The sequence below is a fragment of the Oceanobacillus sp. CF4.6 genome, from assembly GCF_051262635.1.
Taxonomy (GTDB): domain Bacteria; phylum Bacillota; class Bacilli; order Bacillales; family Amphibacillaceae; genus Oceanobacillus.
The window spans coordinates 115,687-129,267 of sequence record NZ_JBIMEX010000006.1; the positions used below are offsets into that span (position 1 = coordinate 115,687).

13 protein-coding genes are annotated in these 13,581 nt (G+C 36.9%); all 13 read left to right on the forward strand.

The annotated features are described in order from the left end of the window. The first annotated feature begins 157 nt into the window (after positions 1 to 157). The 13 genes from ACHABU_RS11240 to ACHABU_RS11300 all read left to right on the forward strand — a co-directional run bounded on the left by ACHABU_RS11240 (position 158) and on the right by ACHABU_RS11300 (position 13,454). Positions 158 to 883, forward strand: a complete 726-nt coding sequence (locus ACHABU_RS11240; protein ID WP_435764953.1) for a GntR family transcriptional regulator — start codon at positions 158 to 160, stop codon at positions 881 to 883. A gap of 110 nt (positions 884 to 993) precedes the next feature. After that, positions 994 to 2,112, forward strand: coding sequence for a BMP family lipoprotein (locus ACHABU_RS11245; RefSeq protein WP_435764954.1), 1,119 nt, complete (start codon positions 994 to 996; stop codon positions 2,110 to 2,112). Positions 2,113 to 2,264: 152 nt separating this feature from the next. Next, positions 2,265 to 3,803 (forward strand): ABC transporter ATP-binding protein, encoded by a 1,539-nt coding sequence (locus ACHABU_RS11250; protein ID WP_435765070.1) that lies wholly within the window; start codon positions 2,265 to 2,267, stop codon positions 3,801 to 3,803. Continuing rightward, positions 3,790 to 4,836, forward strand: a complete 1,047-nt coding sequence (locus ACHABU_RS11255; protein ID WP_435764956.1) for an ABC transporter permease — start codon at positions 3,790 to 3,792, stop codon at positions 4,834 to 4,836. The genes ACHABU_RS11250 and ACHABU_RS11255 overlap by 14 nt, the downstream gene beginning before the upstream one ends. After that, positions 4,837 to 5,790, forward strand: coding sequence for an ABC transporter permease (locus ACHABU_RS11260; RefSeq protein WP_435764958.1), 954 nt, complete (start codon positions 4,837 to 4,839; stop codon positions 5,788 to 5,790). 143 nt (positions 5,791 to 5,933) lie between these two features. After that, positions 5,934 to 7,223, forward strand: coding sequence for an EF-P 5-aminopentanol modification-associated protein YfmF (gene yfmF, locus ACHABU_RS11265; protein WP_435764959.1), 1,290 nt, complete (start codon positions 5,934 to 5,936; stop codon positions 7,221 to 7,223). Then, positions 7,216 to 8,499 (forward strand): EF-P 5-aminopentanol modification-associated protein YfmH, encoded by a 1,284-nt coding sequence (yfmH, locus tag ACHABU_RS11270; RefSeq protein WP_435764961.1) that lies wholly within the window; start codon positions 7,216 to 7,218, stop codon positions 8,497 to 8,499. Before yfmF ends, yfmH begins: the two co-directional genes overlap by 8 nt. Positions 8,500 to 8,508: 9 nt before the next feature. Further along, entirely contained in the window at positions 8,509 to 9,225 is a 717-nt protein-coding gene (gene ymfI, locus ACHABU_RS11275) for an elongation factor P 5-aminopentanone reductase (RefSeq protein ID WP_435764962.1), read from the forward strand. An 80-nt stretch (positions 9,226 to 9,305) separates the two neighbouring features. Next, positions 9,306 to 9,554, forward strand: coding sequence for a DUF3243 domain-containing protein (locus tag ACHABU_RS11280; RefSeq protein ID WP_435764963.1), 249 nt, complete (start codon positions 9,306 to 9,308; stop codon positions 9,552 to 9,554). A gap of 227 nt (positions 9,555 to 9,781) precedes the next feature. Further along, positions 9,782 to 10,573, forward strand: coding sequence for a DUF3388 domain-containing protein (locus tag ACHABU_RS11285; RefSeq protein ID WP_435764964.1), 792 nt, complete (start codon positions 9,782 to 9,784; stop codon positions 10,571 to 10,573). 17 nt (positions 10,574 to 10,590) lie between these two features. Further along, a complete protein-coding gene (locus ACHABU_RS11290; protein ID WP_435764965.1) occupies positions 10,591 to 11,538 on the forward strand; it encodes a helix-turn-helix domain-containing protein in 948 nt (315 codons plus the stop codon). A 90-nt stretch (positions 11,539 to 11,628) separates the two neighbouring features. Next, entirely contained in the window at positions 11,629 to 12,207 is a 579-nt protein-coding gene (pgsA, locus tag ACHABU_RS11295) for a CDP-diacylglycerol--glycerol-3-phosphate 3-phosphatidyltransferase (protein ID WP_435764967.1), read from the forward strand. Continuing rightward, positions 12,207 to 13,454, forward strand: a complete 1,248-nt coding sequence (locus tag ACHABU_RS11300; protein ID WP_435764968.1) for a competence/damage-inducible protein A — start codon at positions 12,207 to 12,209, stop codon at positions 13,452 to 13,454. The genes pgsA and ACHABU_RS11300 overlap by 1 nt, the downstream gene beginning before the upstream one ends. The last annotated feature ends 127 nt before the right edge of the window (positions 13,455 to 13,581 follow it).

Here is a 13,581-nt window from a genome sequence, read left to right on the forward strand (position 1 = left end):
TATGTCTATAATTGTCAAAAGATGATGATTTATTTAAGAAATTTATCCTAATTCTATTTATTTATTTTATTAATGGTGGTAATATTAATGACGGACAAAGAGTCAAACGTCTGAGGTCAGATCTCTTTAATAGCAGCTGAAGGGAAGAGGGGATTTTGTGTCGATTAGAACAGATTCAAGGCACCTTTATTTACAAGTCATTGATGAAATTACAAGAGATATTGGGAATGGCACCTATAGTGAAAATGAAAAACTGCCATCCGAGTATCAGTTGTCTAAACGATTAGGTGTTTCCAGAGCTACATTAAGAGAGGCTTTGCGCATTCTTGAAGAAGATAATATTGTAACAAGAAGGCATGGGGTTGGTACCTTTGTAAATTCGAAACCAATTTTTTCATCAGGAATTGAAGAACTGAAAAGTGTAACACAAATGATTGAGCAGTCAGGAAAAATAGCTGGTTCTCAATATTTATCTACAGAACTAGTAGAAGCCACTGATGAAGAAAAAGCAAAGTTCTCCTCACAAAATGTTGATACCCTTGCAAAAATTGAGAGAGTACGGACTGCTGATAATAATCCGGTTGTATTTTGCATTGATAAGGTTCCTGCAAAATTGATACCGCTCCACCGTGTGCATGAAGAAGATTCAATCTTTGAACTACTGGAAGAATATGCGAATAAACGGATCTCTTATGCTGTTACATATATTGAACCAATCAGTTATCATGACCGTATATTCAGTATATTGAATTGTGCACCAGATCTATCTCTTCTCTTGCTAAAGCAGGTACATTACACAAGTGAAGATGAAGCGGTTCTTTATTCAGCTAATTATTTCCGTTCGGATGTATTTAGTTTTCATGTTTTAAGAAAACGTGTATAAAAACCGGGCTATATCATAGGGGGTGATGAGCGAAAATAAAGGAGCAAGTTTAAAAGAGTGATTCAATGCTAGAATAGTCAAAATTAAATTATATAAAGGAGCTTTTAAATATGATAAATCGTAAATTTATTTTGTTATTTGCTTTACTACTTAGTCTCGGACTTGTATTAGCTGCATGTGGCGGGGGTTCCGATGAAGAAGAAACTACAGATTCAACGGACAGCGGAGATGGTGCTGCTACTGAAGATGAGGATTCTACAGAATATAGTATTGCTATGGTAACCGATCAAGGTGGAGTAGATGACAAATCCTTTAACCAATCCGCATGGGAAGGTATGCAAGCATGGGGAGAAGAACATGGTTTATCAAAAGGGAATGGCTTTGCTTATGCACAATCAGGATCAAAAGCAGACTTTATGCCAAATATTACACGCCTTGTTCGTGATGAATATAGTCTTATCTTTGGTACTGGTTTTCTTTTACAAGAGGATCTTCAAAAAGCTGCAGAACAATTTCCAGATACTAAATTTGCATTAGTTGACGCTATTGTAGAAGCACCAAATGCAGTAAGTGTTACTTTCAAAGAACATGAAGGATCATTCTTGGCTGGTGTTGCTGCAGCTAGCAAGACAACTACAGACAAACTTGGTTTTGTCGGCGGAATTGATTCCCCTTTAATCAACAAATTTGAAGCAGGATTTATTGCAGGAGCAAAATCTGTGAATCCAGCGATTGAAGTAGACGTACAGTATGCTGAAACATTTGATGATCCATCAAAAGGTAAGTTAATTGCTTCCAATATGTACAGCAATGATATTGACATTATCTTCCATGCTTCTGGTGGAACTGGAAATGGTGTATTCAACCAAGCGAAAGATATAAAGCAAAACGATCCAGAACGTGAAATTTGGGTTATCGGTGTTGACCGTGACCAACATGAAGACGGTGAAATAAATGATCAAAATGTTACATTGACTTCTATGATCAAGCGTGTGGACGTTGCAGTGCAGGAAGTCGCTAACATGCTAGCAAACGATCAATTTCCAGGTGGAGAACTTATCGAATTCGGTATTGAAGAAGAAGGAATTGCTATTGCTGAAACAAATACAGAAGCAATGACAGAAGAAATTGTTAATACAGTAAACGAATGGCAAGAAAAGATTCTTAGCGGAGAAGTAGAAGTACCCCAAACACGTGAAGAATTAGAGACATTCGAAAGCTCGCTTTAATAAATGAGGAAGAAGGCTGATTACAGCCTTCTTCTATCATGTTGCATAAAATCTTCAACTAAAGAGGATCTGTATAAAGATCCTTTTTGTTTGGTGATTTTATTAAAATAATACCATTAAAAGATATATTAGATGATAAAGGGGTGAACATGGTGGAGTATGTGATTGAAATGTTGAACATACGAAAAGAATTTCCAGGTATCGTTGCGAACGACAACATTACGGTTCAGCTTAAAAAAGGTGAAATCCATGCTCTTTTAGGTGAAAATGGTGCAGGGAAGTCCACTTTAATGAATGTTTTATTCGGTTTGTACCAGCCAGAGCAAGGAGAGATAAGGGTTAAAGGTAAAAAAGTTAATATTACAAACCCTAATATTGCGAACGAATTAGGAATAGGAATGGTGCATCAGCATTTTATGCTTGTTGAACCATTTACAGTAACTCAAAATATTGTGCTTGGTAGTGAACCTACCAAAAAGAGTGGAGTTATTGATATAGAAAGGGCAAGAAAAGAAATTAAAGAGATTTCCGATAGGTATGGTTTGAAAGTAGACCCCGATGCCAAAATCAGTGATATTTCTGTTGGAATGCAACAACGTGTCGAAATTTTAAAAACGCTTTATCGAGGTGCTGAAGTTCTTATATTTGATGAACCTACTGCAGTACTGACGCCTCAGGAAATACATGAGTTAATGGATATCATGCGTTCGCTTGTTAAAGAAGGAAAATCCATCATTTTAATTACCCACAAATTAAAAGAAATTATGGAAGTCTGTGACAGTTGTACCGTAATCCGAAAAGGAAAAGGCATTGGTACGACAGATACTTCCACTACAAATGTAAATGAACTTGCTTCCTTAATGGTTGGCAGGGAAGTTAATTTCAATACTATAAAAACTAAATCCCATCCAAAGGAAACGGTACTTAAAGTAGAAAATCTGGTAGTGAAAGATTCTAGAAAAGTAGATCTTGTCAAAGGGCTTAATCTTGAAATTCGTGCTGGTGAAATTGTTGGTATTGCAGGGGTAGATGGCAATGGACAATCAGAGTTAATTGAAGCTATTACAGGGTTAACCAAATCCGTATCAGGGAAAATAGAACTGAAATCTAAAAATATCACGAATAAAAGCCCAAGAAAAGTCACTGAAAGTGGTATTGGGCATATTCCTCAGGATAGGCATCGATTTGGACTCGTTCTGGACTATTCAATTGGTGAAAATATGGTCCTCCAAACCTATTATAAAAAGCCGTATTCCAAAGCGAAAGTATTGAATTATAAAGAAATTCTAAATAAGGCAGAGAAATTAATCCAAGAATATGATGTGCGTACACCAAGTGTACATACGCCAGCAAGAGCGTTATCAGGTGGTAATCAGCAAAAGGCAATCATTGGTCGGGAAGTGGATCGTTCACCGGACTTACTGATTGCTGCGCAGCCTACTAGAGGTCTTGATGTTGGTGCAATCGAATTTATTCATAAAAAGTTAATTGAGGAGCGGGATAAAGGAAAGGCAATCCTTCTTGTCTCTTTTGAACTGGATGAAATTATTGACGTAAGTGACCGAATAGCAGTAATGTTTGACGGTAGTATTGTAGCTGAGGTTAAACCGGAAGAAACAAATGAACAAGAGCTTGGCCTGTTGATGGCTGGCAGTAAGGTAAAGGCGGGTGAATCCAATGTTACAGAATAAATTATTTACCGTTCTAGTGCCTATTATTTCCGTTTTTCTTGGCTTGCTAGCAGGTGCAATTATCATGCTCGTTTCCGGATTTAATCCAATTGAAGGATACACCGCCTTATGGAATGGAGCATTCGGGGATTCTTATACCCTTGGTGAAACGATAAGAAGATCGACACCATATATTTTGACAGGTTTATCCATTGCATTTGCATTCCGTACCGGTTTATTTAATATTGGTGCTGAAGGTCAGGTAATAGTTGGTTGGCTTGCAGCAGTATGGGTAGGGCTTGCAGTCGATGCTCCAATGTATATTCATTTACCGCTTGCTATTATCGCAGCAGGAGTAGCGGGAGCACTTTGGGCATTTATCCCGGGTATACTGAAGGCAAAACTTGGAGTGCATGAAGTTATTGTAACGATTATGATGAACTATATTGCATTATTTGTAACAAATGACATTATAAGAAATGTATTAACAGATCGCCAAACCACAACGGAAGCAATTCCTGCTTCAGCTTCATTGGCATCTGACTGGTTGCAAAGTATTACATTATACTCCCGTGTTCACTATGGAATACTAATCGCTTTATTTGCTGCTGTAATGATGTGGTTTATTATCCAGAGAACAACGATTGGCTATGAGCTGAAATCGGTCGGCTATAACGGGCATGCTTCTCGATATGCCGGAATGAATGTAAGTAAAAATATAGTGCTCTCGATGGTTATAGCGGGGACATTTGCAGGTTTGGCAGGTGCCATGGAAGGTTTGGGAACCTATGGAACCATTTCTGTTATGTCCGGTTTTCCGAATATGGGCTTTGATGGTATAGCTGTTGCCTTACTTGGCGCAAATACCGCTCTAGGTGTTGTACTTGCAGCATTTCTGTTTGGGGCATTAAAAGAGGGCGCTGGTGAAATGCCTACTGGTGCTGGCGTGCCAACTGAACTTGTAGATATCATTATTGCTTTAATTATTTTCTTTGTAGCATCTAGCTATATTATTCGCTGGATATTACTGCGCTTTAAAAAGGAGGGTAAATAAATGTTAGATATATTGCAGTCTGTTATCCCTACAGCATTATTTTACTCTGCACCTTTGATTTTTACTGCATTAGGTGGTGTATTCAGTGAACGGGCTGGGGTTGTAAACATTGGTCTGGAAGGATTAATGGTAATGGGAGCATTTGTCGGAATAGTGTTCAATTTAACTTTTTCAGATGTGCTTGGTGTTTGGACGCCGTGGGTTTCCATAATAGTTGCGATGGTAGTGTCTGCGATCTTTTCGATTATTCATGCTGTTGCATCGGTTTCGTTCCATGCGAGTCAGGTTGTAAGTGGTGTGGCAATCAACATGCTGGCGTTAGGTATCGGTGTATATTTAACGAAGCAATGGTACGGAAAAGGTCAGACAGATATGGTAGATCAGCCTTTTTATACAACCAATATTCCCATTTTATCTGATATTCCAATTATAGGTTCTATCTTTTTTGAAGGTATTTATATTACTTCTTATATAGCAATTGCTTTTGCCTTTATTGCTTGGTTTGTATTGTACAGAACGCCATTTGGCTTGCGTTTACGTGCAGTAGGTGAACATCCGATGGCAGCTGATACAAATGGTATCAATGTACCCAAGATGCGCTATATTGCTGTAATCTTGTCCGGAGCACTCGGAGGAATTGGTGGATCGGTATTCGCTCTTACGATTGCTTCGAATTTCTCGCATTCAACCATTGTTGGACAGGGGTTTATGGCATTGGCCGCCGTTATTTTTGGAAAATGGCATCCTATTGGTGCAATGGGTGCAGCATTATTTTTCGGTTTTGCCCAAAGTTTAAGTGTTATTGGATCAAGTATTCCCTTGTTTGAGAATGTACCGCAGATATTCCTTTTAATTGCGCCATACGTGTTAACCATTTTGGCACTTGCAGGGTTTATCGGACGTGCTGAAGCGCCAAAAGCAAATGGCGTTCCTTATATTAAAGGAAGTAGATAGAGACATAATGGATTTAAAATAACTTTTAACTGACTTGCTAATATTAGCAAGTCAGTTTTTTTTGACGTATAATGGATGCCAACTGGTAAAATTGTGCAGAATACATGTGGAGAAATAATATTACATAGCATCGGAGGATATTTATGAATACTATTCAAGAAAAGCAACATCGTGAAAACGGTCTCAAACTTCATTTTATACAAAGTAAAAAATACAAAACGATTAATATCGTTGCAAAGTTAAGAGCAAATCTTGAGAAGGAAACGATTACTAAAAGAGCTTTACTGCCTTATATACTAAAACAGGGAACAAAAAACTATCCGAGCAGAAGTGAGCTTCAATTAAAATTGGATGAATTATATGGTGCCGTTCTATCTGTTGACGGCGGAAAAAAAGGTGAAAACCATATTATTACCGTTCGTATGGAATTCGCCAATGAGAAATTCATTCCTGAAGAATCGTCTATTATTGATGATGCAATCAGTTTGTTCAGTGAAATCTTATTTCAACCCAATGTTAAAGGAAATGGTTTCGATGAATCTGTATTTAAGCGTGAAAAGGAGACGTTGAAACAAAAAATAAATGCCATTCAAGATGATAAAATGAGTTATGCCAATATGCGACTCATTGATGAAATGTGTGAAGATGAAGCGTATCAACTTCATGTTCATGGGTATGAGGAAGATCTGGGTACCATGACGAATGAAGACCTGTATGATTATTACAAAACTTTGTTTGAGACTAACGAATTGGATGTTTACGTTCTTGGAGATTTCGATGAGGATAAGATAAAAGAGAAAATCACGAATGAAATGAAAATTAATCAACAAAATGTTCTTGAATTTAATCCTTCTAAGGCAATAAAGTCGGTTAAAGAACCTAGTGAAGTTATTGAGAAGCAGAATGTCCAACAGGCAAAGCTTCATATTGGTTATCGTACCAATACCTTATTTCAGGATAAAGAATACTTTCCTCTGCAAGTTTTTAACGGATTATTTGGGGGATTCCCAAGTTCCAAGTTGTTTATCAATGTTAGAGAAAAAAACAGTCTGGCTTATTATGCATCTTCCCGTGTGGAAAGTCATAAAGGGTTACTGTTTGTATTTAGTGGAATTGCACCGGAAGATTTCGAAAAAGCAAGGGATATTATTCGTCTTCAGGTAACAGCAATGAAAGACGGAGACTTTACAGAAGAAGCGTTAAGTGAAACAAAGGATTTAATTATCAATCAATATAAAGAAACGATGGATCATCCACAAGGCCTCATCGAAATGCTATATCAGCAAGTAATAGGCAATAGATCCCTCACTCCCGATGAATTAATTGAAGGAATACGACAGGTAACTAAAGAAGAAGTTATCCAGGCTGCTGGGAAAATTGAGGAAGATACTGTATACCTGTTAACAAGTGAAGGAGGATCAAAAGATGAATAAACAAACATACCAGGATATAAATGAAACATTATATTCGGAAAAACTAGATAATGGGCTCACCGTTTTTTTACTGCCAAAGCCGCAAATGGCAAAGGCCTTTGGTATCTTTTCAACAAATTATGGGTCGATTGATCAAACCTTTGTTCCCATCGGTGAATCAGAGGAAATGAATGTACCGGAGGGAGTAGCCCACTTCCTGGAACACAAACTTTTCGAAAAAGAGGACCGTGATGTTTTCGCTGATTTCGGAAAACAAGGTGCCTCACCAAATGCATTTACATCATTTACGAAGACAGCCTATTTATTTTCTGCTACAGATAACATTGAAAAAAATGTGGAAACATTGGTCGACTTTGTACAAGATCCTTATTTTTCTGAGAAGTCCGTTGAAAAGGAAAAAGGGATTATTTCTCAGGAGATTAAAATGTATGACGATCAGCCTGATTGGCAATCGTTTATGGGTATAATAAAGAGCATGTTTAAGAATCATCCGGTTAACAAAGATATTGCAGGAACGGTTGAATCCATTACTTCCATTACGAAAGATGATTTATACACGTGTTATAACACGTTTTATCATCCAGAAAATATGTCTTTATTCGTTGCAGGCAATTTTGACCCCGAGAAGATGATGAAAATGATTGAATCCAACCAAAGTAAAAAGTCTTTTAAAGAGATGGAAGAACTTAAGCGTAACTTTCCAGAAGAGCCAGAAGAAGTTGCAATGAAGGAAAATAAAATTATCATGCCTGTTTCCATTTCTAAATGTACGATTGGGATAAAAGAGTCTAATACCGAACTCAGTAAAGAAGTATTCCTTCGTAAAGATTTGCTTGGCGGTATGGTGTTGAGTCATTTCTTTTCCACGGGGGGAGAATTCTATCAGGAACTTTATAAAGCGAATCTGATCGATGGCAGCTTTTATTTTGAGACGAGTCTTGAAAAGAACTTTGGCTATTCAATGATTGGAAGCAATACACATGAGCCTGAACAATTCTCTAAGAAGGTCATTGAGTTACTACTTTCTACAAATGAAGTCCAACTTACGGAAGAAGTATTTGAACGAATGAAGAAAAAGAAAATTGGTCAGTTGTTACGGGCGATGAATTCACTTGAGTTTATTGCGAATAACTATACTTCCTATCATTCGATGGGGATTAATTTATTTGAAATTATTCCTGCAATACAAGAATTGACACTGATCGATGCAAATAATTTTATGAAAAACTGGATTAGTGAGAATCGATTAGCTGTCTGTACGATTGCTGCGGAGTAAGGAGATAAGATGGGGGAAAATGTACTGATTATTGGGGCAAGCGGAGACATTGGTAAAGCTATCTCGGAACGACTTGTGAAAGATGGCTATAACGTATTGCTCCACTACAATAAGAATAGAGAAAACATAGATGCATTGAGAAAAGAATTAAACACGGAAGCAATACTCACTGTTCTTCAAGCAGATCTAAGCAACAATGAAGAAATGAAACGATTTCTTACCGAGCTGGTTTTGCCTGTAGACTATGTTGTGTTTGCTAGTGGCAATGCGCATTTCGGATTACTTCAGGATACATCGGAAAAAGTAATGGACGATATGCTCTCGTTGCATGTTAAAGCACCGTGGATGATTACGAAACATTTATTACCTCAAATGATACAAAATAAAAAAGGAAAAATCATTTTCATTACATCAATTTGGGGCAATACCGGAGCAAGTTATGAAGTCATATACTCTTCGGTAAAAGGTGCTCAAAACAGCTTTGTCAAAGCATTGGCAAAGGAAGTTGCACCTTCAGGGATTATGGTAAATGCAATAAGCCCAGGGTATATTGAAACGAAAATGAATAGCCATTTAACAGACGATGAAAAAATGTCAATCATTGCAGATATACCTCTTAATCGAGCTGGGTTGCCAAGCGAAATTGCTCATTTTGTGAGCTTTTTATTTGATGAAAGAGCAAGTTATATCCAAGGGGAAATTATTAATATTACCGGTGGTTGGTAGGAAACTCTTATTTTTCCTGTATAAATAATGGATAATCTCAAATACTATACAGGATAAAATGAATAGAGGAGGCATGCCAAATGTCAGTTCTTGATAATTTTGAATCGTGGAAAGGTTTCTTGGCAGATAGGCTTGAACAGGCACAGCAGCAGGGAATGGATCAACAAACAATTTCTAGTGTTGCTGCTGAAGTAGGCGACTACCTGGCTCAAAGTGTTAATGCAAAAACCGGAGAAGAAGCGGCGTTAAAAGAATTATGGAATGCAGCGTCTGAACAGGAACAGCAGGCACTGGCCAACGTTATGATAAAGCTTGTAAAAGAACAGTAAAAGCAATTGATAATTACATTGTTAAAAAGCTGTATAGACGAATCTATACAGCTTTTTTTCATGGGAAATTGAATTTACATGGAATCATACGGTAATTTGTTTAGAAAAATTGAAAATAATGTTATATTACTAATAGAACATAAAAAGTGAGTATGATATATATACTTAGTAAGTACCGGTTTTGATTGCTTAATGCGAATTTAGTATGTAAAATAAAGGAGCTTATTATGGAAAGAACCGAATGGTATCTTGAATATGAGATTCAAATGAACCGTCCTGGTTTATTAGGTGATATCTCTTCTTTATTAGGTATGCTTTCAATTAATATAATCACTATAAATGGAGTAGAGAATTCCAGAAGGGGAATGCTGCTTCTTTCAAAATATGATGAGAACATAACAAGATTAAAGTCAATTTTGCAAACCATGGATACAATTAAATTATTTAAATTACGTAAGCCTAAGCTAAGGGATAGAATGGCTGTCCGACATGGAAAATATATACACACAGATAGTGACGATCGAAAAACAATTCGTTTTGTTCGTGATGAATTGGGTCTACTTGTCGACTTTATGGCAGAGCTTTATAAGCAAGAAGGACATAAATTAATAGGTATCCGTGGTATGCCACGGGTTGGTAAGACAGAATCGGTTGTTGCCGCCAGTGTTTGTGCTAATAAACGTTGGTTGTTTGTCTCGAGTACGATGATAAAGCAAACAGTAAGAAGTCAGCTTATCGAAGGCGAATATAATCCAGATAATATTTATATCATTGATGGTGTCGTATCCAAGAGAAAAGCGAATGAACAGCATTGGCAATTGATTCGAGAAATTATGCAACTCCCCGCCATAAAGGTAGTGGAGCATCCGGATATTTTTGTACAGTCCACAGAATATAGTATGGATGATTTTGATTATATTATTGAACTCAGAACAGATGAAGAACAAGAAATAACATATGAATCAGTAGAAATGCAGCAACTTAGTGGGCAAAGTGGATTTTCTATGTTTGATTTTTAAAATGGAAGGTGTTATCTATGGATGTAGGGGCTAAGCTGAAAGAAGCACGTCTTGCGAGTGGGTTGTCATTAGACACACTTCAAGAAACAACAAAAATACAAAAGAGATATTTAGTAGCTATTGAAGAGGGAAATTTGCATATATTACCAGGTAAATTTTATGCGCGCGCATTTATAAAAGAATATGCAAACGCAGTTGGATTAGATTCAAGTGAATTAGTGGAAGAGTATAAAGAAGAAATCCCCACTACAGAAGAAGAAAATGTACAGTATACAAGGATTCAACGGACAAGGAAGTCAAATAATTCAGAAAAGGGGTCTGGCTTTTCTTCTCTCATACCAGCGATTATTGTGGTTTTACTTATAATTGGTATTGTTTTTGTTGCTTGGTGGTTTATACGGGAGAATATGGCAGAAGACGGTGCAGCCCCTATTGAAGAACCACAGGATAATGTTATTATAACGAACCCCGATAATACGGGTTCAGGATCATCGGCTGATAATCAGGATGAAGAAGCAGAAGATGATAATGCAAATGAAGATGGAACAGATGAAGCTATAACGGAGGAAGATGATGCTTCAGATGATTCTTCAGATGATTCTGAAGAAGAACCATCAGAAGCAGAAATCACTGTAGTTGAAGAAGGAACAGGTTCAACACCTACCTCTACGTTAGAAATAAACAATGCTGGGGATGAAATAACGATTACGCTGGAGTCAGCTAATACGAATGATACTTGGCTCGAAGTCAGAGACGAAAATAGCAATGAGGTATTTTATAATGCTAATTTTAATGAGGATAACTCTCCATTCGAAATGGATGCCAGTGATTTGGAAACCATTTACTTTAATATCGGGAATGTCCAGGCACTTAAAATCTTGATTAATGGAGTAGAACTGGAATATCCAGTTGAAACTTCTAAAGTGCATCAGAAATTGTATTTAAATATTAATAAGGCTGAATAAGACGGCCTTTTATGATAGACCCTTCCCTTTACCTTTTTGGAAGGGTTTATCTCATTCTAAAATAAAACAATACATAGGAGGAAATAAAGAATGAATTTACCAAATAAACTTACATTATCACGAATTTTTATGATTCCTGTTTTTATTGTCCTTTTGTCTGTACCATTTGAATGGGGAAGCTGGGATATTGGATCAACACAGTTACCTGTTGCCCATTTTATAGCAGCCATTATTTTTATTATTGCTGCAGCTACGGATTGGGTCGATGGATACTATGCAAGAAAGTACAATCTAGTAACAAATCTAGGTAAGTTTATGGATCCATTGGCAGATAAACTACTTGTATCCGCGGCACTCATTTTGCTGATTGAAATGGGACTTGCACCAGCATGGGTTGTAATCATTATTATTAGCAGGGAATTCGCTGTAACTGGACTGCGACTTGTTGCGGCAGGTGAAGGAATCGTACTTGCTGCCGGTCAAATGGGTAAACTTAAAACTGCAACTCAAATGGTTGCAATTGCTGTTCTGTTATTGCATAATTTTCCTTTTTCCTTTATTGACTTTCCATTTGGTACAATCATGCTGTACATTGCATTATTCTTTACGGTCGTATCTGGCGTTGATTACTTTGTGAAAAACTGGCATGTAATGAGGGATGCCAAGTAATGAGACAATATAAAGGGGAGATTGTAGCTGTTGGAACAGAATTATTACTTGGTCAAATTGCGAATACGAATGCACAATGGTTATCACAACAGCTGGCTTTATATGGAATCAATGTATACAATCATGCAGTTGTCGGAGATAATCTCGGGCGTGTGGAAGAAGCTTTTAAAATGGCTCAGAAAAGATCGGATATAATCATTGTCACAGGAGGTCTTGGGCCCACGGATGATGACTTAACAAGAGAAGCTTTTGAACAGATCAGTGGAATGGAAATGATTGAAGATAAAATATCAATGGAAAAGATAGAATTATTTTTCCGAAATCACAATGTTAAAATGACTCCTAATAATCGTAAACAAGCAAGAGTTTTCAAAGGTTCGACCGTTTTGAAAAACAGTGTTGGAATGGCACCGGGAATGAGAGTGGAATTTGGTGAAAAGACATGGTTCTTTCTTCCGGGAGTTCCTAGAGAGATGAAACAAATTACCAAGGAAGAAATTATCCCTTATCTTCATAAAATAACAGAAAATGAACAAATAATTAAATCACTCGTATTGAAATTTATTGGTATTGGTGAATCTTCATTGGAACATGAATTAAAAGATCTTATACAGGCTCAGAGCAATCCAACAATTGCGCCACTTGCCCAGGAAGATGGGGTAGTGATTCGATTAACGGCAAAGGAGAAATCAGAAGAAAAACTTGATGAATTATTAAACCATACCAAAACGCAAATTCTTGCAAGAGTAGGAGAATTCTATTTTGGTGAAGATAATGAGGTTATTGAACAGGTAGTAGTGGAATTACTTAAGAAGCAGAACAAGAGAATTGCGGCTGCTGAGAGTCTGACAGGTGGTTTATTTACTGAAAAAATTGTATCTGTAAATGGTGCTTCTTTCGTCTGTCCTGGTGGAATCGTTTGTTATGATGCAGCGATAAAGCAAGAATTGTTGGGTGTATCAGAAGAAACCATTCAAAATAAAGGTACAGTCAGTGAGGAATGTGCACGTGAAATGTCTGAAAACGTAAGACAGCTTCTTAAATCTGATATTGGAATCAGTTTTACCGGTATTGCCGGTCCAACGCCAACGGAGGGGAAACCTGTAGGAAAAGTATTTATTTCAATTAGTGATGTGAATGGGTATCAAAAGGTGGAAGAGTTCTTATTTACAGGTACACGTAGTTCGATCAGAAAAAGAGCATCACTAAAAGGATTGGAAATAATTTATAACTACTTAAAATCATAATATGTGGTAGTCTATATGGTGGAAAATAAATTATTACATAAATGGTTAGTACTAATTTATTCATTTTTCGATAATTTCAATGGTGAAAATATAAGAACATCTATTCGATTTTTTCTTGTTATATATC